Consider the following 21,838-nt stretch of genomic DNA (forward strand, 5'->3'; position numbering starts at 1 on the left):
CTCCATCGCCATGCTCCGCTACATTCACGACCGAATTACCGTTCATCCGGATTTGTGCGGGGGGCGGCCAACCATTCGGGGACACCGGCTGACGGTGCAAACGGTTCTGGAATTTCTGGCGGCTGGCGACAGTCCAGAAGAAATTCTGGAAGATTTTGATTTTCTGGAGCCGGCCGACATCATAGCCTGCCAGCAGTTTGCCATGAAAATGGCCCTCGAAGCGCTAAGCCAGCGTACCTACCTGCCGGTGGCCGCCTAGCGCATGGCGGAATATTTAATCGACGCTAACCTGCCCAAAAAGCTCGTTTTCTGGCGCGACAGTGACTGTGAGATGCTGCCGGACAGCCAGTGGCACGATTCCGTCATTTGGCGCTACGCCCGGCAGCATCAGCTAACCATCGTGACGCGAGATGCCGACTTTGAGCGGCTGGCGCTGCTGGAAGGGCCACCCATCGTCATTCTGCTGTGCGTAGGGCCGGCTTCGCGGCGGGTAATCTGGGAAATTCTGGAGCGATGGTGGCCCACGGCTCAGGCTGCCAGCCGCTTGCCGGGCTGCCGATTAGTTCGTATTTATCCCGATTGGGTAGAAACCGTGCCCAGCCCGGTGGCTGACCTGTAATTTTGCCTGATTATTTACAAGGATTTTATGTGGGAAAAGCTCGCCGTCTTCATCATCCGATTCCGCCTGTCGCTGGTGGTGCTACTGGCTGCCATCACAGCAGTCATGGCCTATAAGGCCAAGGACGTGGAAATGACTTACGACTTCGCCCAGGTGGTGAGCGAGAAGGACCCGGACATGCTCTATTTCAAGCAGTTCAAGCGGACGTTTGGGGAAGACGGCAACGTGCTGGTTATCGGCCTGCAGGACAGTTCCATCTACAAGCTGGGTAATTTCAACGAGTTCCGGCAGCTGACCGACACGCTGGCTAAAGTGCAGGGCGTGAACGGTGTGCTTAGTGTGAGCAAACTGCTCAACATCAGCAAGGACACGGCCAGCAACAGCTTTAAGGCCGCGCCCATCTTCAAAGCGCCGCCTCGCTCGCAGAAGGAACTCGACAGCCTGATGCGCGTCGTGAACAGCGTCGAGTTCTACAAAGGCCAGCTCATCAGCCCGAACACCGGGGCCACGCTGCTGGCCCTCACCATGGACCCGAAGTACCTGAACTCCTCGAAGCGGCAGGCGGTGATGAACAACATTCTGGGCTTCGCGGCGCAGTTTGAGAAGAAAACCAGCATCAAGCTGCATTACGCCGGCCTGCCCTACGTGCGTTCCACGATGACAAGCAAGGTGGCCGGGGAGATGAAATTCTTCACCATCCTGGCCATGATTGTGACCGGTATCACGCTGCTGGTGTTCTTCCGGACTTGGTCGGCGGTGCTGTTTCCGCTCATCGTGGTGGGTGTCACTGTCATCTGGTGCATCGGCTCGATTGTGCTGCTGGGCTTTAAAATCAACCTGCTCACCGGCCTGATTCCCAGTATCATCATCGTTATCGGCATCCCGAACTGTACCTACCTGCTCTCGCGCTACCACTACGATTACCGCAAATCGGGCAACCAGATGCTGGCCATGACCCGGGTAATCCGCAAAATCGGCCTCGTCACGCTGATGAACAACACGACCACGGCCGTGGGCTTCATCGTGTTTGCCTTCACGGATATTGCCATTCTCTACCAGTTCGGCCTGGTCGCCACCATCAACATTTTCGCGGCCTTCATCATCAGCTTCATCCTGATTCCGGCTGCTTTCACCTACCTGCCGCCGCCCACGCCCAAGCAGCTGGAGCACCTCGATGCCGCGCCTCTCACCAAGCTGCTGGAGTTCTTCGACCACCTCGTGCTTGACCGCCGGCCCACCGTATACATCGCCGCGCTGGTGCTGGTGGCGGGCGCCGCCATCGGCATCTCGCGCATCGAAGCCGTGTCGTACATGGTGGACGACCTGCCCAAGAAAAGCTCCGTGAACTCCGATTTAGCCTTCTTCGAAAGCCACTTTAATGGCGTGATGCCGCTGGAATTCGAGGTTGATACGCACAAGAAAAAGGGCCTCTTCAAGCTGAAGAATCTGGAGAAAATCGACCAGTTTGAGAAGTACCTGCGGACGCAGCCGGAGCTGTCGCCGCCCGTCAGCCTCGTTACTTTCCTCAAGGCTAGCACCCAAGCCTTCTACAACGGCAACCCCTCGTTCTACCGCCTGCCCGACAACTCGGAAAAGAACTTCATTCTTAGTGCGTTGGCCAACTCCGGCGGCTCGGCCGGCGGGGCGGGCATGAATAGCAAGCTGCTGCGCTCCTTCATCGACAGCACCAGCCAGAAGGCCCGCATCAGCCTGAAAATCGCGGACATCGGCTCCCAGAACCTGGACACGCTGATGAACACGAAAATCATCCCGGAGATGAATCGCATCTTCAAAGGCACGGGCATGGACATTCGGCCCACGGGTACGACCATCATCTTCACCAAGGGCAACGAGTACGTCATTCACACTCTGCGCGACAGCTTGTTCATGGCCTTCGGACTGGTGGGGTTGGTGGTGCTCATCCTCTTCCGCTCGTTCAAAACGGTGCTTTTTGCGCTTATCCCCAATGCTGTCACGCTGATTCTCACGGCCGGCATTATGGGCTATTTCAACATTGCGCTTAAGCCCAGCACGGCCCTGATTTTCGTAATTGCGCTGGGGATTGATGGGGATAACTCCATCCACCTGCTGGCCAAATTCCGCCAGGAAATGGCGCTGAACGGCGGCCGGGTGCGTGAAGCCGTATCCGTGACGCTGAGCGAGGCGGGCACTAGCATGATATACACGAGCATCGTGTTGTTCGTGGGTTTCAGCATCTTCGCCTTCAGCGAATTTGGCGGTACCAAGGCGCTGGGAATGCTAATGTCGGCGTCGCTGTTGATAACAAACTTTTCCAATCTGATACTGCTGCCCTCGCTGCTCGTGACGTTTGAGCACGGCAAGGGCGACACGGATACCAACGCCCTCATTCGGCACTACGATGAGTCGTACCACGAGGAGGACGATGACGCCGACCTGAACCTGAAAGAAATGCACAAAGCCTCCGATTACGAAGGCGATTACTCGATTTAGAACGAGGCTGAACAATTAAAAAGACCGTCATGCAGAGCGCAGCGAAGCATCTTTACCGCAATAGTAAATGAATGCGTTGCGCGGTAAAGATGCTTCGCTGCGCTCTGCATGACGGTCTGATGGACTGACGATTGACTACCTAACCCAATGAAATACCCCGAATACAAGCAGCCGCTCAACTACGGCCAACTCGGCGAGGACATCCTCGCCTGGTGGAAGGAGCACGGCATCTTTGAAAAGAGCGTGAGCAGCCGCGAAGGCCAGCCTACGTTCGTATTTTACGAAGGCCCGCCTTCCGCCAACGGCGCGCCCGGCATCCACCACGTGATGGCGCGCACGGTGAAGGACATCTTCGGCCGCTACCAGACGCTGCTGGGCAAGCAAGTGCCCCGCAAAGGCGGCTGGGACACCCACGGCCTGCCCATCGAGCTGCAGGTGGAGAAGGAGCTGGGCATCACGAAGGAGGACATCGGCAAGAAAATCAGCGTGGAGGACTACAACCAGCGCTGCAAGGAAACCGTCATGCGCTTCAAGGCGCAGTGGGACGACCTGACCGAGAAAATGGGCTACTGGGTCGACCTCAACGACCCCTACGTGACCTTCGAGCCGGAATACATCGAGAGCTGCTGGGCGCTGCTCAAGAAGCTCTACGACAAAGGCTTACTCTACAAGGGATACACCATCCAGCCGTACTCGCCGGCTGCCGGCACCGGCCTGTCGTCGCACGAGTTGAACCAGCCCGGCACCTACAAGGACGTGAAGGACACGACCGTGGTGGCGCAGTTTAAGGTGATTTGGGATGAGAAATCGAAAGCTCTACTTGATGGTCCTTACGGCGAACAAAATGTCTATATCCTAGCCTGGACCACTACGCCTTGGACTTTGCCGGCAAATACGGGCTTGGCTGTAGGTAAAAACATTAAGTACCTACTTGTAAGAACTGTTAATCAGTACACAAGGGAGGAGCAGCTTGTAATTCTGGCTGAAAATTTATTCGGCAAATACTTTGCTGAAACTGAAGAGCATAATAGAAGCAACTCTTATTTGACGATGAACTGGGCAAGTGACGAACCAGTAGTCAACAAAAAAGGCCTGCTTACTCGTTGGGTTATCAACGAAGAATTTACTGGCGCAGACCTCGTCGGCATCAAGTACGAGCGTCTTTTTGGCCCTGAAGAAGGCTTCCCTCACTTTGAAGGCGAAGAGCGGGCTTTCCGCGTCATCAACGGCGACTTCGTGACCACGGAGGACGGCACGGGCATCGTGCACATCTCGCCCACGTTTGGCGCCGATGACTTCCGGGCCGCGCAGCTGGCCGACATCCCGGCGCTGATGGTGCCGGATGCCGAAGGCACGCTCGGCCCCATCGTGGACCGGACGGGCCGCTACGTGCCCCAAATGGGCGAGTTTGCGGGCCGCTGGGTGAAAAACTACGACGGCCACGACGAAACCGGCGCCGACTATAAAACGCTGGACGAGAGCATCGTCATCAAGATGAAGGGCGACGGCACGGCCTTCAAAGTGGAGAAGTACGAGCACACCTACCCGCACTGCTGGCGCACCGACAAGCCCGTGCTCTACTACCCGCTCGACTCCTGGTTCATCAAGACCACGGCGGTGAAAGACCGGCTCATCGAGCTCAACAAAACCATCAATTGGAAGCCCGAAAGCACCGGCACCGGCCGCTTCGGCAACTGGCTGGAGAACCTGGTAGACTGGAACCTGAGCCGCTCGCGCTACTGGGGCACGCCGCTGCCCATCTGGCGCACCCAGGACCGCACGGAGGAAATCTGCATCGGCAGCATCGCCGAGCTGAAGGCGGAGATTGACAAGGCCGTGGCGGCCGAAATCATGACCCACAACCCCTATGCCAACGGCGAAAAAGTGGACCTGCACCGGCCCTACGTCGACGATATTTTCCTCGTCTCGCCCACCGGCCAGCCCATGTACCGCGAGCCCGACCTCATCGACGTGTGGTTCGACAGCGGCGCCATGCCCTACGCGCAGTGGCACTATCCGCTCGAAAACGAGGGCCAGTTCCAGAAGAATTTCCCCGCCGATTTCATCGCCGAAGGCGTGGACCAAACCCGCGGCTGGTTCTTCACGCTGCACGCCCTGGGCGTGATGCTGGAAGACTCGGTGGCCTTCAAGAATGTGATTGCCAACGGTTTGGTGCTCGACAAGAACGGCAATAAGATGAGCAAGCGCCTCGGCAACGCCGTCGACCCGTTTGCCACCATCAAGCAGTTCGGCCCCGACGCCACCCGCTGGTACATGATTGCCAACGCGCCACCGTGGGACAACCTCAAGTTCGACCCCGCCGGCGTGACCGAGGTGCAGCGCCGTTTCTTCGGCACGCTCTTCAATACGTACTCGTTCTATGCGCTTTACGCGAACCTGGACGAGTTTCAGACCAGCGAATTCGACCGCGTGCCGCACGCCGAATTGAGCGAGCTGGACCGCTGGGTGCTGAGCAAATTGCAGTCGCTGATTGTGGAAGCGCGCGGGCACTTGGACAATTACGACCCCACGAAGGCCGCCCGCGCCATCCAGGATTTCGTGACCGACCAGCTCTCGAACTGGTACGTGCGCCTCTCGCGCCGCCGTTTCTGGAAAGGCGAACTGACTCAGGATAAGCGCGCTGCCTTCGAAACCTTGCAGGAGTGCCTGGTGGTGGTGGCGCAGCTAATGTCGCCCATCGCGCCCTTCTTCGGCGAGTGGCTGTACAAGAACATGACCGACGGCATGCGCGCCGAGGCCGAGGCCAAAAACACGCCCCTGGCCCCGGAATCGGTTCATTTGACCTTGCTGGTAGAAGCCGATACGGCCCGCATCGACCCGAAGCTGGAGGAGCGCATGGAGTTGGCCCAGCGCATCAGTTCGCTGGCCCACTCGCTGCGCAAAAAGTCGGTGCTGAAGGTGCGGCAGCCGCTGCAACGCATCCTAGTGCCGGTGCTGAACGAATCGACCAAGGAGCAAGTCGGCCTCGTGGAGGACCTGATTTGCGCCGAAATCAACGTGAAACACATCGAATTCCTCGACGACGAGAGCGAAAGCGGCGTGCTGGTGAAGTCGGTGAAGCCCAATTTCAAGCGCCTCGGCCAGCAATATGGCCCGCGCCTGAAGGCCGTGGGCGCCCGCATTCAGCAGATGACGGCGGCCGAAATCTCGAAGCTGGAGAAGGAGGGAAGCCTCGCCGTAGAAGTCGATGGCCAGCCCATCACCCTGGCCCCCGACGATGTGGAAATCCGCACCGACGACCTGCCCGGCTGGCTCGTGGCCACCGACGGCCCTCTCACCGTGGCCCTCGACGTGACCCTGACCGACGAGCTGCGCCAGGAAGGCCTCGCCCGCGAGCTGGTGAACCGCCTGCAGAACCTGCGCAAAGACTCGGGCCTGGAAGTGCAGGACAAAATCCGCGTCACTTTGGCAGACCAGCAGCCCGAGCTCACTGCCGCCGTGGCCGCGTTCGGCGACTACATCCGCACCGAAACGCAGGCCCTCGCCCTCACCTTCGCGGCCGATGTGAACGGTGGTTCCGTGCTCGAATTTGATGACTACTCTGTGCCGGTCTTTTTGGAGGTCGCAACTAGCTGATGCTGAACGACTCGCCGGGAGGTGAAATACCCGGCGAGTCCTCGGCCGCACAAACAGTCAATAAGCTCGTCTTTGGTCGCACAAAACCTCAGACAATCAGTTGTAAAAGGTACAAAAGGACGGTAATAAAACAGGCCGTCGCTCCCGCCACTTTTGGCCCCGTCTGAATGCATCCAACGCTCACCACTCGCCAGCAAAACGCGGCTAAATTCTTCCTGCTGGCGCTGTTCGTCATTGCCATCGACCAGTTCTCGAAGTGGGCCGTGCACACCTACATGCAGCCCGGCATGGGGGGTGAAATCCCCGTTTTCGGCCACTGGTTCAAGCTGCACTACACGCTGAACCCCGGCATGGCCTTTGGGGCCGAACTGCCCGCGCCGTATGGGAAGCTGGTGCTCAGCGGGTTTCGCCTGCTGGCCGTGTTTGGCTTGAGCTACTACATTATTCGCCTCTGCCAGCAGCGCGCGGCCGGCGGTTACATCGCCTGCATGGCCCTCATCCTCGGCGGCGCCGTCGGCAACCTGATTGACTCGATTTTCTACGGCATCATCTACGACAACGCGCCATTTGGCGCGCCCACGCGCTGGTTCTACGGCCAGGTCATCGATATGCTCTACGTGGACATTTACGAAGGCTTTTTGCCCCAAAACTGGCCGCTGGTAGGAGGGAAGTACGTCTCGCTCTGGCCCATCTTCAACATCGCCGACTCCTCCATCTTCATCGGCGTAGCGTTAATTCTGCTCAATCAGAGCCGTTTTTTCAAGCAAGAAGAGCCTGCGGCTGCGACTGAGAAGCAGAGTGAGCCGCTGGTAGCTCCAGACTCGGAGAATCTGGCGTAGCGAACTGTAGCGTGGACTCTGCGAGTCCGCGCCCGCACGGGTGTCGTTCGGGAATTGTCGGGTTGCGCGGACTCTCAGAGTCCACGCTACAACTTCCGGCATGCCGTTCTTTGTCCTTTCGTTCTGCTCAAGGACAGCTCTCTACAATGCACCCAACGCTCACCACCCGCCAGCATTCTGCGGCTAAATTCTTCCTGCTGGCCCTGTTTATCATTGCCATCGACCAGCTGTCGAAGTATTTGGTGCACACCTACATGCAGCTCGGTTCGGCCGGCGAAATCCCGATTTTCGGCCAGTGGGCCAAGCTCACCTACACGCTGAACCCCGGCATGGCCTTCGGGGCCGAGCTGCCCGCGCCCTACGGCAAGCTGGTGCTCACCGGCTTCCGCATGCTGGCCGTGGGTGGGCTGATTTACTACATTATTCGCCTCTGCCGCCAGCGCGTGGCGGCTGGCTACATCGCCTGCATGGCTCTCATCCTCGGCGGCGCAGTGGGCAACCTGATTGACTCGATTTTCTACGGAATTATCTACAATAACGCCCCTGTAGGCTCGCCCACACGCTGGTTCTATGGCCAGGTCATCGACATGATTTTCGTGCCGCTGTACGTGGGTTATTTCCCCAAATCCTGGCCCCTCATCGGCGGCTCGTACAGCAATGGCTTCCCCATCTTCAACATCGCCGATTCGTCCATCTTCATCGGCGTCGCCTTGATTCTGCTCAACCAGAACCGCTTTTTCAACGAATCGCAGCCCGCTGCCGCTCCCAACGAGCCCCAGCCCCTAGTCGCCGCCGATGCTGAGAAGCTGGCGTAGCAGGGGAGAGGCCGGGCCGTTGAACGGTAATCGTAGAATCGTAGAACGTCATGCTGAGCGCAGTCGAAGCATCTCTACCGCTTCGTTAAGCTATTTTGAATGCTATGAACCTGTTTCGTCAAGTAGAAGGCCACATAGTTCGAAGCTTATTGCTCGATGCGGAGTCAGTAACGCTCGGCTTTGATGCGTACTCTATCGTGGTGTACAACGCATATTCTTTCTCGCACTGCGAGGATATTGGCAATGTCCCTTCCTCCACTGTGAAGCAAGTGAGCATTAACACAACCGAAGTATCGTTTCTACTCACTACAGGATGTATTCTAACCGTCCAACTGGATGAGAAAAGCTATAACGGCCCCGAAGCCCTAGTGCTTTACGACGCAAAAGGCATGGCATTGGCCGTTTGGAACTAGTATTCATTAACGACTTTTTCCTTTCGCTCTTTGAGTCGTTTCGCTGAAACGAGTTCTATCACTTGTTCGGGAGAGATGCTTCGACTGCGCTCAGCATGACGTTCCTGCGTACTTGACGTTCTTGCGTACCGAAACCAACCCAAACTGCCACCCATAATTCCCTCCGTGCCCAACCCGCTGCTCACCGTTTCCAACCTCACCATTGACTTCTCCAGCCACCGCGGCGACGTGCGGGCCGTGGACAACGTGTCGTTTGAGCTGCACCGGGGCGAAACGCTGGCCATTGTGGGCGAATCCGGCTCGGGCAAATCCGTGACCTCGCTGGCGCTGCTGGGGCTGATTCCGATGCCGCCCGGCCGCATTGCCAGCGGCCAGGCCCTCTTCCAGTCCGAAAAGCTGGGCCAGACCGACCTGCTGAAACTCTCCGAAACCGACCTGCGCCAGGTGCGCGGCAACGACATCGGCATGATTTTCCAGGAGCCGATGACCTCGCTGAACCCCGTGTACACCTGCGGCAGCCAAGTGGTGGAAGCCCTGCGCCTCCACACCGACCTCAGCGAAGCCGCCGCCAAGGCCCGCACCATCGAGCTGTTCACCGAGGCGCAGCTGCCGCGCCCCGAAGCCATTTTCGGCAGCTACCCGCACGAAATCTCGGGCGGCCAGAAGCAGCGCGTCATGATTGCCATGGCCATGGCCTGCCGCCCGGCCCTGCTCATCGCCGACGAGCCCACCACGGCCCTCGACGTGACCGTGCAGGCCCGCATGCTGCGCCTGATTGACGACCTGCGCCGCCAGCACAACACGGCCGTCCTCTTCATCACCCACGACCTCGGCGTGGTGGCCGAAATCGCCGACCGCATTCTGGTGATGTACCGGGGCAAGGTCGTGGAACAGGGGAGGGTGCTGGATATTTTTTCAAATCCGCAACATCCGTACACAAAAGGCCTGTTGGCGTGCCGTCCGCGCCTCTCGGTGGGCAAAAAACGCCTCCCCGTGGTGGCCGATTTCATGCGGGAAGACGCCAGCGGGCAGCTTTTGGCCCAGCCCGCGCCCGTGCTTCCGCTGCCAGATGAGGCACTTGCGGAATCTTCGCCCGAAGTGGAGGCCCAGCAGTTACACGATAAAATCGAAACCGCCAAAACGTTCCCCGTGGAACATGGCGTTTTAGGGAATGTTCCACGCCCTGCCGAGCTTACTTCGGCGCCCGTTGCCGCGCCCGTCGTGGCCGGCGTGCCCAACGGTTCTGAGCCGCTTCTCCAGGTTCAAAACCTCCAGGTCTACTTCCCGCTCCGCAAGGGCTTCTTCCGCCGCGCCACCGATTACGTGCGGGCCGTGGACGATGTCAGCTTCACGCTCTACCCCGGCGAAACCATCGGCCTCGTGGGCGAGTCGGGCTGCGGCAAGACCACGCTGGGCCGGGCCCTGCTCCGCCTCACGGAACCAACGGCGGGCAGCATTCTGTTTGAAGGGACCGATTTGGCGAAGCTGTCGAGCGGGGACTTGCGCCGCCGTCGGCGCGATTTGCAGCTGGTGTTTCAGGACCCTTATGCGGCCCTCAACCCGATGCTGACCGTGGGCGAGGCCATCTGGGAGCCGATGCGCGTGCACAACGTGGGCGGCACCCGCCAGCAGCAAAAGGCGAAAGTGTTGGAGCTGCTGCGCACCGTGGGGCTGCGCGACGAGCATTTCCAGCGCTACCCGCACGAGTTCAGCGGCGGGCAGCGGCAGCGCATCTGCATTGCCCGGGCGCTGGCCTTGCAGCCCAAATTGATTGTCTGCGACGAGTCGGTTTCGGCCCTCGACGTCTCGGTGCAGGCGCAGGTCCTGAACCTGCTCAACGACCTCAAACGCGAGTTCGGTATCACCTATTTGTTCATCACGCACGACCTGTCCGTGGCCCGGTTTATGAGCGACCGGCTGCTGGTCATGCACCAGGGCCGCATCGTGGAAAGCGGCCCGGCGGCGGCTATCTACGCCGCTCCGCAGCACGAATACACCCAAGGCCTGCTAGCCGCCATCCCGAAGGACAGCCTGGCCGACATCGAAGCCGCCGTGGCTGGACGGGATGTAGCGCGGACTTTGTAGTCCGCGTCCCCAGCGGATACCTGAACGATTACCAAGCGGCGTGGGGACGCGGACTACAAAGTCCGCGCTACATCAGCCGGCCCTTATACCTTGCGCCGCCAGACTCTCCTTAAGCAGCGCTGACGAAGCTCCAGCTACTGGCTGCTACTGCGTCAATCTCAAACTCGCGCGGACTCGCAGAGTCCACGCTACAACCTCCCGGCCCGGCCCGCGTTTCACTATGCGGCGCGGCCCAGCCAGCCACTCATTTTTCCGCTCTCGCCGCCTGCGACCAAACCACTTTTCGGCGGCCACTTTTTACCCAAATGAATACCCCCGAAAACTCCCGGGCTCCCCGCGCCAAGCGCGAAAAGCCCGAACCCGCGGCCATCACCCAAGACCAAGTCCTGCGCGTCTTCGCCGACAACCCCACCAAAGTCCTCGCCTACCGCCAGCTCTCGCGCCGCCTCGGCGTCACGACCAAGGGCCAGCGCGAGGAGATTTTTGCCCACATCAAGGTGCTGCGCAAAAACGGCCTCATTACGCTGCTCCAAAACGACGAATACCGCCTCGCCGATACCGATGCCGTGGCGGCGGCATTGATGCCGTCCAGCGCCCGAAAATCGGGCAAAAAAGAACCTTCGCCCATCGCCCCGCCCCGCAACCGTTCGGTGCAGGCCGAGTTCGGCCAGGACCCCATTGTGCACCGCCGCCGCTCGGCCGGCTTCGACTACGTGGACGGCGACGACCGCCCCGAACGCGCCCCGTCGAACACCGTCATCGGCACCGTCGATTTGGCCACGCCCAACTTCGCCTTCGTGGTGCCGGAGGGCACGGGCGAGCACGACGACATCCGCGTGTTCACCGACCAGCTCAAGTTTGCCTTGCAGGGCGACGTGGTGCGGGTTCGCCTGCGCAGCGGCTCCCGCGACGGCCGGCCGATGGGCGACGTGGTGGAAGTCCTCAAGCGGGTGCGCCCCGAAATCGTGGGCCGCATCCAGATTCAGGGCACGCTCGGCTTCGTGAAGCCCGACAACCGCAAGGTGTATTTCGACGTGTTCGTGCCGCCGCATTTGCTGCACGAGTCGCGCAACGGCGACAAGGTGCTGGTCCGCATCAACGAGTTTCCGGAGGACAGCAGCCGGCAGCCGGTGGGCGAGGTCATCCGCAACTTCGGCGCGGCCGGCGGCAACGAGGCCGAGATAAACGCCATCATGGCCGAGTTCGGCTTGCCCTTCGAATTCCCCTCCGAAGTAGAGGAGGAATCGGAAGGCATCAGCGAGGTTATCGAGCAGGATGAAATTGCCCGCCGCCGCGACTTCCGCAACATCACCACCTTCACCATCGACCCCGCCGACGCCAAGGATTTCGACGATGCCCTGAGCATTCAGAAGCTGGAAAACGGCCACTGGGAAATCGGCGTGCACATTGCCGATGTCACCCACTACGTGCGCCCCGGCACCGAGCTGGAGCGCGAGGGTAAGCACCGCGCCACCTCGGTGTACCTGGTCGACCGCGTGATTCCGATGCTGCCCGAGCGCCTCTCCAACGGCCTCTGCTCGCTGCGCCCGCACGAGGACAAGCTGACCTTCTCGGCCGTGTTCGAGCTCGACGAAAACGGCAAGCTCTACGAGTCGTGGTTCGGCAAAACCATCATTCACTCCGACCGCCGCTTCAGCTACGAGGAGGCGCAGGAGCGCATCGAAAGCAAGGAGGGCGAATACGCCGAAGAGATAAATCTGATGAACGGTATCGCGCATAAGTTGTGTGCGCTGCGCTTCAAGCAAGGGGCCATCACCTTCGAAACCCAGGAGGTGAAGTTCCGGCTCGACGAGAACGGCAAGCCCCTCGGCGTGTATGTGAAGGAGCGGAAAGACGCCCACAAGATGATTGAGGAGTTCATGCTGCTGGCCAACCGCAAGGTGGCCGAGTTCGTCTTCAACCTCAAAAAGACCAAGCCGCGCTTCACCATGGTGTACCGCACCCACGACGCGCCCGAGCCCGAACGCCTCCAGACTTTCGCCCTCTTCGCCCAGAAATTCGGCTACAAGCTCAAGCTCGAAAACCCAAAAAAAATCAGCACCGAGCTCAACAACCTTAGCTCCGAGGTGATGGGCAAGCCCGAGCAAAACGTGCTCCAGGGCCTGGCCATCCGCACCATGAGCAAGGCCATCTACACCACCGAGCCGCTCGGCCACTTCGGCCTGGCCTTCGACCACTACTCGCACTTCACCTCGCCCATCCGCCGCTACCCCGACATGATGGCCCACCGCCTGCTCGAGCACTACCTGCTCGGCGGCAAGAACGTGGCCGTCGAGCCCGTGGAAGAAGAGTGCAAGCACTCCTCGGCCCGCGAGAAGCTGGCGGCCAACGCCGAGCGCGCCAGCATCAAATTCAAGCAGGTCGAGTTCATGGCCGATGAAATCGGCAACACCTTCAAGGGAGTGGTATCGGGCCTCACCGAGCGCGGCATGTACATCGAAATCGAGGAGAACAAGTGCGAGGGCATGGTCCGCATCAGCGACATTCCCGGCGACGAATACGAGCTCGACAAGGACAACTACCGCATCGTGGGCCGCCGCAACAAGCGCATCATCCAGTTCGGCGACGAGATGATGGTGGTCGTAAAATCCGCCAACCTGCTCGACCGCACCATCGACTTCGAGCTGGTCGACGACCGCCCCGACCATGTGAAGAAACGCGAAGCCGACGAGCGCAAGCAGCGCAGCAGCGAGCCCCGCGGCTACCGTGACCACAGTGGTGGTAAGGGCGGGAGCAAGGGCGGCCATAAGGGAAAGCGGCGGTAGGTCAACCCTGACGCGGGGGACCTCACCCCCGGCCCCTCTCCAAAAGAGAGGGGAGCCTGACGATTTCAGAAGCCCCGACTCAAGTCAGAGTTGGGGCTTCTTTATGTAGTTTTATTCCGAATCTATTCGCTCTTCAAGTATGCCTTCCCAGGAAGAAAAGCAACGCCGCAAGGCCATTCAAAACGAGCTAACCCAAAAAGCCAACGCTGAGAAACTTGAGGCGTTGCCGATACCAAAAGTGAAGCTGCAAGCCTTTTTCGATTACCTCGACCAGCAATTGGAGGAGCATGATTGCGATGATACGCTACGCTTCACCCAAGAATTTGCTGCCAGCCACAACCTCCCGTTTGAGCCCATTAAGCAATGGCTAGGAGACATTGGCGGCTACTGTGACTGCGAAGCTTTAGCGAATGTGGAGGAGAAATACGAGGGCTTATAGAACAGTCCCAGGCTGAACGGTTATCTCACAAGCGCCGCCTTGGCTCCCCTCTCTTTTGGAGAGGGGCCGGGGGTGAGGTTCCCCGCGCCTGCCGTTCTTTGCACCACCTATGACCCCAGCCGACTTCCCCGCTAACATCACCGCCGCCCTCGCCCAACTCGACTACGGCCAAGCCCCAGAAACCCTCTACGCCCCCATTCGCTACATCATGGGTCTGGGCGGAAAACGCATCCGCCCGCTGCTCACGCTGCTCGGGGCCCACCTCTTCACCGACGACCTCAGCGGCGTTATCAAGCCCGCCCTTGCCACCGAAGTCTTTCACAACTTCACCCTCCTCCACGACGACCTGATGGACCAGGCGCCCCTGCGCCGTGGCCAGGCCACCGTGCACGAAAAGTGGAACCCCAACGTCGCCATCCTCTCCGGCGACGTGATGCTGGTGCGAGCCTACGAGCTGTTCCTAGAAGTGAAGCCAGAAATCCTCCCGCGCATCCTCGCCCGCTTCAGCCAGACGGCCGCCGAGGTCTGCGAAGGCCAGCAGTGGGACATGAATTTCGAAACCGAGCCCCAGGTCAGCATCGCCCAATACCTGGATATGATTCGCCTGAAAACGGCCGTCCTCCTCGGCTTCTGCCCCGAGCTGGGGGCCCACCTCGCCGGCGCCTCGGAGGAAGATGCCGAGCACCTGCGCCAGTTCGGCACCGACATCGGCCTGGCCTTCCAGCTGCGCGACGACCTGCTCGACGTGTACGGCGACGCCGCCACCTTCGGCAAGCGCGTGGGCGGCGACATCATTTCCGACAAGAAAACCTTTCTCCTGCTCTCCGCCCAGGCGCAGGCCAGCGCCGCCCAACAAGCCGTCCTGGCCCAGCACATCGGTCAGCCTGTAGCCAATGCCGAAGCCAAGGTGGCCGCCGTGCGCGCCATCTACGACGAGCTCAAAATTCGCCCTCAGACAGAGGCTCTGATTAACGACTACTTCCAGGATGCCCTGCAGCATCTGGAGCGCGTAGCGGCCCCCGCAGCCCGCAAAGAACCCCTTCATCACCTCGCGCTCCAGCTCATGGACCGCGAAAAATAATCTCCTGTGCTTCTTCCCATCTTCGTTCTCATTGGCCTAACCGTCGCTGCTTCCGCCTATGCTTGGTCCAACAACCAGCTGATGGAATCTTGGATATTGCAGCCTTACATCATGGCCCGGTCCGGTGGTGGCCAGTGGCATCGGCTGCTCACTTCCGGCTTTCTCCACGCCGACTGGACCCACTTGTTCTTTAACATGTTTGCCTTTTATTCCTTCAGCCCTGTTGTATTGGGGACTTTGATGGAAGGCTACGGGCAGGGCTTAGGGCTAGGCTTATTTCTATTGCTCTACCTCGGCGGCATCGTCGTTTCCGACCTGCCAACTTATTTCCGCCACCGCGACGACCGTAATTACCGTAGCTTGGGAGCCTCGGGCGGAGTTGCGGCTGTGCTGTTTGCCAGCATCCTGCTTTTCCCAGTGAATACGCACGGCGGGGGCATCATCATTTTTCCCATCCCATTTCCCATTCAACCGTTTCTGTTTGGCTTCCTTTACCTCCTCTATTCTTGGTACATGGGTCGCCGCCGAGGCGATAACATTAACCATGACGCGCACTTTTATGGCGCCATCTTTGGCGTCATCATCATGTGGGTTCTAATGCCGGCTGCTGCTCCTAATTTTGTGCAGCAAATCAGTGCTTTTATTCAATCAAAAATTTGATAATCAATGTATTATAAATAAAATCATTGAAGTTTTATATCTATTCTCATGAGGGCTGCGTAAGCGAAGGCATAATCCACTTTTTCATTTCGCTTTCCCTATGCAGACTCTTCGCAATTCCGCCTCCCGCCTGCCCTTCGCAGTTCTTCTGCTCCCGCTGATGCTTTTGATGTCGTCTTGCTCGCGCTTCAACGATGATGGAAGCTTGGCCACCTGGGGGTATGTGCTACTCGCCCTTGATATTCTGGCGATGCTAGACGTTTTCCGCCAGCCTTGGACTATTGGCAAAAAACTAATGTGGGCCGTCATCATTTTCATTTTTCCCCTCGGCGGCCTCATTTTGTATTATCTTTTTGCAGGGCGGGGCAAGTCCAACACCGGCATCGTATAGCTTACTCACTTGCCAAAAAACACAAAGGGCCCGTCGCAGAAATGCGACGGGCCCTTTGTGTGTGTCATCCTTGCGCTAGTTCAGCAGACGTTTCTTTTCGAGTAGGGCCACATGGCGCAATAACTCGCCGCTGTTGGTTATTTGCGTCATCTGCCAGTGGTCGCCCTGGCGGCGCATCTTCACTTCTACTACCATCGTAGTATCGTACTTAGGCTGGGTTACTTCCAGGCCCACGAAGGCGTTATCGCCTTCCTCGCGGGTGTACTTGATGCCCTTGAATTCACTGTCGGGGCTCACCACTTTACTAGCCAAGCCGGTCAGTGAGATGTTCACCATCCGCTTCGGGGCCGCTGCCGCCGCGGCTTCCAACGAACCTGTTTCCACGTAGCGCTGCACTTCTTTGTGCGCCGCCTTGGCCAGTGTAGGCTTGATTAGGCGCATTGCTCCGCCCATCAATAAGCTGCCTCCTGGCAGCAACGACGTCAGCATGGAGCCCTGCTGCGCTACATCGTCTACCAGATGCGTGGTTACGCTGTTCACGTCGACGTATTTCTCAAACGTAGCCATATCATGGGTTTGGACGGCAGCTGCTGCTGCCACCAAGGCACCACTTGGACCTTGCTTTAGGCTCCGGTAGTAAAAATATCCCCCAGCCACTACGGCGAGTAGTAGGATGAGGAGAAGAAGTTTTTTCATAAGGCGTAAACAAAGATGATGAGCCGCAAAATTACCCTAAACCAGCCTTTAATACACTTTCAGGTATTGCCACCATTTCGTTTCAAAACCTCTGTGTACCGAGCCGCATCGCCCTTTGTTTTCCCCATTTTTCTCACTTTTCTGACCTTGCATAGCCATCATGCTTATCCAACCAGCACTCACTTTTCGTCCTGAAGTACACGGCCATCGGGGCTGCCGTGGTCTGCGACCTGAAAACACCATCCCTGCGTTCCTGCATGCTGTTGCTTTAGGAGTCGATGTGCTCGAAATGGATGTGGTTGTTTCCGCCGACAACCAAGTCGTCGTTTCTCACGAATCTTGGCTCAATCCCCACATTTGCCTTGACCCAACAGGGCAGCCCCTGGTGGACGCTGCCCCTGCGCAGTTTAACCTGTACCAAATGCCTTACCGGGTCATTCGCCAGTGCAATTGTGGCTTGCGTCGTCATCCTGATTTTCCCGAACAGCAGCTTGTATCTGCTCACAAGCCCCTGCTGAGCGAAGTGCTTACTGCTGTAACCGCTGCTTCAAAGCACCGCGCCACTCCCATTCGCTATTCAATCGAAATTAAAAGCACCCCTGAAGGCGATGGTGTTTTTCATCCTGACCCGGCCATGTTTCTCCGCTTGGTCCTCACCGAGCTTTCTGCTGCGCAGGTAGTACCAAGTACAACTATTCTGAGCTTTGATGCTCGCATTCTTCAACTGACTCATCACGTTGAGCCGGATATTGCAACGTGCCTCCTCGTGGAAGCTTATCAGCCCTGGCTCGCCAACCTCAACACCCTAGGCTTTGTGCCCACAGCATTCGGACCAGATTTCCGGACCGTTACCCTCGCTGCTGTAACGGAGTTGCGACTTGCTTTTCCGCGCCTGCGCCTTGTACCCTGGACCGTGAATACACTGGCAGATATGAGAGCATTAACAAGCCTTCAGGTAGACGGCATTACAACAGATTACCCCGATGTATTGATAGCTCTTTTTCACTCACCATTTTAAAAGCAGCCGTTTATAATTGCAGTCAAGTGTAATCTTTACATTGCTAACTATGTAACGCTTGTAATTGTAAAGATAAATTAGTTACAAAAATTTGTTACAACAAAAATAGTTACACTGTTTTGATTTGTTCTTGTATCATTCTGGCGAATCATTTATTTAAACAAGTTTGTATTATTCTGTCTTGTTTAACATATTTGCATCAGCGTAACGCAACACTCCAATTATGCCACATCAAGGCGAAATCCTGCAGGAAGCCATTAAAAACAGTGGTATTTCGATTACACGTATAGTGGACGAATTGGGTATCACACGTCCAACCATTTACCGTAAATTCAAAGAAGAAACCATTGATTACACCTTTGTAAAGAAAATTGGCGACATTATAAACCACGATTTTTCTCAGGACTTTACTGTTTTACAACAATCTTCCCTTTCATTTGTAACACATGCGCCCCGTCAGGGTGTTACAAATAGTGTTACGCGAAGTGTTACAGCGCCCCAATCGGCTGATTCTGACCCTTCGAAGCAACTTTTGCTCTTGCAAACGAAGTACATTGCCCTCCTCGAAGCCTACAATGAGCTTTTGCTAAAAGTGTATGGGCCGAAGTGACAAAAATGTTCCACGTGAAACATTTTTGTCCCCATGCTCACTCGCCCCTATCAATTATTACAGCACGGTCATGCTTTAGAAACTATTTGTGTTGCCACAGATAGGTGTTGAAAGTAAACTTGATAAATGCAGAAGAATCCGCTACAATCCGTTTAAACGTAATGGGGGAATGGGATAAAAGAAATCCTGAAGTTGTTTAATCAGTCGGTTCTGCTCGGTCCGACGCCGTAGGCGTCCGACCGGTTGCCGCCCGAACGATGCGACAACGACCGTTGACCGACGACCGGTCGGACACCACGGCGTTGGACCGGCGAGCGAGACACTTCCGAAATAGCTTCCCTGTCTGTCGGTTGGCAGAATGCGATATCTAAGCCTCATTGTTCGGAACAAGGCTTATGTTAATTAGTAGGGAAACAGCTTAATTTAGGCAGCCACGCAAGTAGGTGGTGCTTCTGCTTTTTACTAAGGAAGCGAAATAGAATGCGCCAACCATGGTAGTGTTCTAGTCCTGCTACCCTACCTAAGAAGTAGAAGCCGCTTAGAGAAAAATTACTTCGTGGATGACTGTCTCGCCGACCTCCGCATTGATTAATTCAGCGACCCTGGTTTTAGCCATTAGCAACTCGTGCTTAAGCGGGGCGGAACTGAGGCGAACGAAAAGACGCCCCTTGTTGACGTAGACCTCTTGGGTTTTTAACGCCACTGCCTTTCCCATTACCCGTTCCCAACTGGATACAACCGTAACTTCGTTGAGCTTACCTTGCAGCCGATAGGCACGCACTAGCGCTTCGAGACCTTCCTTGAGTGGAATGATGTCGCCGGAACGAGAAGAGGAAGGCTTTTTCACGAAGTAATAGAAGTAGGCAGTAGTAAAAATTTACTGTTGCATACAGGGTTGCAAAGGTAGGGGATGCACCCGCCGATGCCTAAACCGGCGCAACACTTCCCTCGTGAACTCGGAACCGGGTAATGGGCACCGACACCCGCGCAAGGGCCAAGTCAGTGCGCTCAAGGTTCGTATCGGTGAGGAAAACTTGGCCAAAGGTTTCATCGGCAACCAACTCAAGAAGGCGCGCGATGCGCTTGTCGTCTAAGCGGTCAAAAATGTCGTCTAGTAGGAGTAAGGGCTTTTGTTGCTGCTTAGCAGCGAGCATTTCGAATTGAGCCAGTTTGAGCGCAATAGCGAAAGACTTTTGCTGACCTTGGGAAGCGTGGCTTTTAACAGGTTGGTCAGCCATTAAAAAAACAAAATCGTCGCGGTGCGAGCCAGTGGTGCTGCGCTGCAAAGCAAAATCCCGGCGTTCGTTATAACGCAGCAAGTGGGCGAAATCAGCACCGAGTAACTGCGTCTTATAGGTGAGCGTGACGAACTCCCGGCCATCGGCAAGCTGCTGATAGTGGCGCTGGAATATTGGAACGTACTCTTCTAAAAATGCCGCACGTAAAACCGTGAGTTGTTCGCCCAGTGGGGCAAGCTGTTCGTCAAGGGCCAATAAGTAGTCGCGGTCAAAGCCATGCGAGGGCCGGTCGCCCTGTTTAAGTACCGCATTGCGCTGGCGCAGCAAGGCATTGTAAGAAATCAGCAGCTCCAAAAAACCGTGGTCGAGCTGCGCCATGAGGCTGTCGAAATACTTGCGACGCTCTTCGCTGCTCTGGCGAATAAGGTCGGTATCATAGGGCGAAATGAGGACGGCCGGGTAGCGACCGATGTGGTCGGCCATGCGCTCATAGGGCTGCTTGTTATGGGTAATGGTCTTTTTCTGACCCTGACGCAGGCTCACTTGGATGGTTTCGTGCTCAGAATCAGATTCTAAAGAAAAATTTCCTTTAACTACAAAGAAATCAGCGCCTTGCTTAATACTCAGGGCATCGGAAGACGTAATGGCGCTTTTCGTTAAGGATAAGTAGTGAATGGCGTCGAGAAGGTTGGTTTTGCCACTGCCATTATCGCCAATGAAACAGTTGAGGCCCGGCGATAAACGCAAGGCGGCCTCGTCGTAATTCTTAAAAAAAAGCAGCTGGAGGGAGTCAAGCGTCATAAGGTTCGGTATTGCCAGCAGTTTTACGTAATTTCGCCCTCCCAACGCGAAATAATTCTTTCCTTTAACGTGCTATGGCGGATACGAAAGTAAAAGCTGCTCCTAAAAAATCGACGGCCTCGAAGGCTTCCACTGGTTCAGCCGCGAAAGCTGCCAAAGGAAAAAGCAACGGTGTAGAAACCGTAGCGCAGCCCGACCCCGTCCTGCCCGGTACCGATGCGCCCACGGCGGCAGCTTCGGGCAGCGCCCTGCCCACGCCCCAGGCTACGCAGCCGTCGTTTCCGAAGGAGACGTATCTGCAGTGGTACGAGCAGATGCAGCTCATGCGCAAGTTTGAGGACAAGGCCGGCCAGCTTTACGGGCAGCAAAAAATCAAAGGTTTTTGCCACCTCTACATTGGCCAGGAGGCCTGCGTAGCTGGTGCCGTATCGGCCCTGGAGGTAGGCGACAAATACATCACCGCTTACCGCGACCACGCGCATCCGCTGGCCCTGGGCACCTCGCCCAATGCCGTGATGGCCGAGCTATTTGCCAAAGCTACCGGTTGCTCGAAAGGCAAAGGCGGCTCCATGCACATGTTCGACAAAGAAGTTGGTTTCATGGGCGGCCACGGCATCGTGGGCGGCCAGGTGCCCATGGGCGCCGGCATTGCCTTCGCCGAGAAATACAACAAGACAGGTAAGCTCTGCATTTGCTACATGGGCGATGGCGCGGTGCGCCAAGGGGCCCTGCACGAGGCCTTCAACATGGCCATGCTGTGGAAGCTGCCGGTCATCTTCGTGATTGAGAACAACGGCTACGCCATGGGCACGTCGGTACAGCGCACCTCGAACGTGACGGACCTGTATAAAATTGGCCTGAGCTACGACATGCCTTCTGAGCCCGTGAATGGCATGCGCGTGGAAGACGTACACGAAGCCGTAGCTCGTGCCGCCGAACGCGCCCGCAAAGGCGACGGCCCCACGCTGCTCGAATTCAAAACGTACCGCTACAAAGGCCACTCGATGAGTGACCCGGCCAAGTACCGCACCAAAGAAGAGTTAGAGGATTACCGCCACCGCGACGCCATCGAGGGTGTGCGCCACACCATCCTCAGCAACAACATGGCGACCGAGGCAGACCTGGAAGCCATTGACGAGAAAATCAAAGGGCAGGTGAACGAGTCGGTAGAATTTGCCGAGACATCGCCTTTTCCCACGCCCGACGAACTGTACAAGGACGTTTACGTGCAGGCCGATTATCCCTATATCCACGACTAACTAACCCGGCCCTTGTTGG

The 21,838-nt window shown here is 57.3% G+C and carries 19 protein-coding genes; 16 read left to right on the top strand and 3 right to left on the bottom strand.

The genetic code is table 11. The features are described 5' to 3' along the window. Positions 1-10 precede the first annotated feature (10 nt). The 13 genes from JKL48_RS01825 to JKL48_RS01885 all read left to right on the top strand — a co-directional run bounded on the left by JKL48_RS01825 (position 11) and on the right by JKL48_RS01885 (position 16,197). Positions 11-259, top strand: a complete 249-nt coding sequence (locus JKL48_RS01825) for a DUF433 domain-containing protein (RefSeq protein WP_201977770.1) — start codon at positions 11-13, stop codon at positions 257-259. Between the two features lie 3 nt (positions 260-262). Beyond that, complete coding sequence (locus JKL48_RS01830) at positions 263-619, top strand: DUF5615 family PIN-like protein (protein ID WP_201977771.1); 357 nt, start codon at positions 263-265, stop codon at positions 617-619. 27 nt (positions 620-646) lie between these two features. After that, positions 647-3,091 carry an efflux RND transporter permease subunit gene (locus tag JKL48_RS01835; protein ID WP_201977773.1) on the top strand — a complete coding sequence of 815 codons (2,445 nt, stop codon included), beginning with the start codon at positions 647-649 and terminating at the stop codon, positions 3,089-3,091. Positions 3,092-3,238: 147 nt separating this feature from the next. After that, the gene (gene ileS, locus JKL48_RS01840; RefSeq protein WP_201977781.1) at positions 3,239-6,688 is read left to right on the top strand and encodes an isoleucine--tRNA ligase; all 3,450 of its coding nucleotides are present in this window, start codon (positions 3,239-3,241) and stop codon (positions 6,686-6,688) included. A gap of 167 nt (positions 6,689-6,855) precedes the next feature. Beyond that, entirely contained in the window at positions 6,856-7,527 is a 672-nt protein-coding gene (locus JKL48_RS01845; protein ID WP_201977782.1) for a lipoprotein signal peptidase, read from the top strand. A gap of 146 nt (positions 7,528-7,673) precedes the next feature. After that, entirely contained in the window at positions 7,674-8,342 is a 669-nt protein-coding gene (locus JKL48_RS01850) for a lipoprotein signal peptidase (RefSeq protein ID WP_201977783.1), read from the top strand. 104 nt (positions 8,343-8,446) lie between these two features. Further along, the gene (locus tag JKL48_RS01855) at positions 8,447-8,755 is read left to right on the top strand and encodes a hypothetical protein (protein ID WP_201977784.1); all 309 of its coding nucleotides are present in this window, start codon (positions 8,447-8,449) and stop codon (positions 8,753-8,755) included. 165 nt (positions 8,756-8,920) lie between these two features. Next, the gene (locus tag JKL48_RS01860; protein ID WP_201977785.1) at positions 8,921-10,840 is read left to right on the top strand and encodes an ABC transporter ATP-binding protein; all 1,920 of its coding nucleotides are present in this window, start codon (positions 8,921-8,923) and stop codon (positions 10,838-10,840) included. A gap of 305 nt (positions 10,841-11,145) precedes the next feature. Further along, positions 11,146-13,626 carry a ribonuclease R gene (gene rnr / locus JKL48_RS01865; protein WP_201977786.1) on the top strand — a complete coding sequence of 827 codons (2,481 nt, stop codon included), beginning with the start codon at positions 11,146-11,148 and terminating at the stop codon, positions 13,624-13,626. A 139-nt stretch (positions 13,627-13,765) separates the two neighbouring features. Next, a complete protein-coding gene (locus JKL48_RS01870; protein WP_201977787.1) occupies positions 13,766-14,065 on the top strand; it encodes a DUF2695 domain-containing protein in 300 nt (99 codons plus the stop codon). Between the two features lie 109 nt (positions 14,066-14,174). Beyond that, the gene (locus JKL48_RS01875) at positions 14,175-15,146 is read left to right on the top strand and encodes a polyprenyl synthetase family protein (RefSeq protein WP_201977789.1); all 972 of its coding nucleotides are present in this window, start codon (positions 14,175-14,177) and stop codon (positions 15,144-15,146) included. 6 nt (positions 15,147-15,152) lie between these two features. After that, entirely contained in the window at positions 15,153-15,806 is a 654-nt protein-coding gene (locus tag JKL48_RS01880; RefSeq protein WP_317191879.1) for a rhomboid family intramembrane serine protease, read from the top strand. Positions 15,807-15,906: 100 nt separating this feature from the next. Beyond that, on the top strand, positions 15,907-16,197 hold the full coding sequence (locus tag JKL48_RS01885) for a PLD nuclease N-terminal domain-containing protein (protein WP_201977791.1): 291 nt from the start codon (positions 15,907-15,909) through the stop codon (positions 16,195-16,197). A gap of 75 nt (positions 16,198-16,272) precedes the next feature. Here JKL48_RS01885 and JKL48_RS01890 read toward each other — a convergent pair whose 3' ends face one another. Continuing rightward, positions 16,273-16,764 (bottom strand): hypothetical protein, encoded by a 492-nt coding sequence (locus JKL48_RS01890; RefSeq protein WP_201977793.1) that lies wholly within the window; start codon positions 16,762-16,764, stop codon positions 16,273-16,275. Between the two features lie 289 nt (positions 16,765-17,053). Between JKL48_RS01890 and JKL48_RS01895 the strand changes: the two genes are divergently transcribed. Together JKL48_RS01895 and JKL48_RS01900 are read left to right on the top strand one after the other, a co-directional pair. Beyond that, positions 17,054-17,911, top strand: a complete 858-nt coding sequence (locus tag JKL48_RS01895) for a glycerophosphodiester phosphodiesterase family protein (RefSeq protein ID WP_201977795.1) — start codon at positions 17,054-17,056, stop codon at positions 17,909-17,911. 223 nt (positions 17,912-18,134) lie between these two features. After that, on the top strand, positions 18,135-18,521 hold the full coding sequence (locus JKL48_RS01900) for a helix-turn-helix domain-containing protein (RefSeq protein WP_201977796.1): 387 nt from the start codon (positions 18,135-18,137) through the stop codon (positions 18,519-18,521). Positions 18,522-19,059: 538 nt separating this feature from the next. Here JKL48_RS01900 and JKL48_RS01905 read toward each other — a convergent pair. Beyond that, positions 19,060-19,368 carry a DUF721 domain-containing protein gene (locus JKL48_RS01905; RefSeq protein WP_201977797.1) on the bottom strand — a complete coding sequence of 103 codons (309 nt, stop codon included), beginning with the start codon at positions 19,366-19,368 and terminating at the stop codon, positions 19,060-19,062. A gap of 79 nt (positions 19,369-19,447) precedes the next feature. Further along, positions 19,448-20,560 carry a DNA replication/repair protein RecF gene (gene recF / locus JKL48_RS01910; protein WP_201977799.1) on the bottom strand — a complete coding sequence of 371 codons (1,113 nt, stop codon included), beginning with the start codon at positions 20,558-20,560 and terminating at the stop codon, positions 19,448-19,450. Positions 20,561-20,634: 74 nt separating this feature from the next. Between recF and pdhA the strand changes: the two genes are divergently transcribed. After that, positions 20,635-21,819: a pyruvate dehydrogenase (acetyl-transferring) E1 component subunit alpha gene (pdhA, locus tag JKL48_RS01915; protein WP_201977800.1), complete on the top strand. Its 1,185-nt coding sequence runs from the start codon at positions 20,635-20,637 to the stop codon at positions 21,817-21,819. Positions 21,820-21,838 lie beyond the last annotated feature (19 nt).

This window comes from Hymenobacter rubidus (assembly GCF_016734815.1).
Taxonomy (GTDB): domain Bacteria; phylum Bacteroidota; class Bacteroidia; order Cytophagales; family Hymenobacteraceae; genus Hymenobacter; species Hymenobacter rubidus.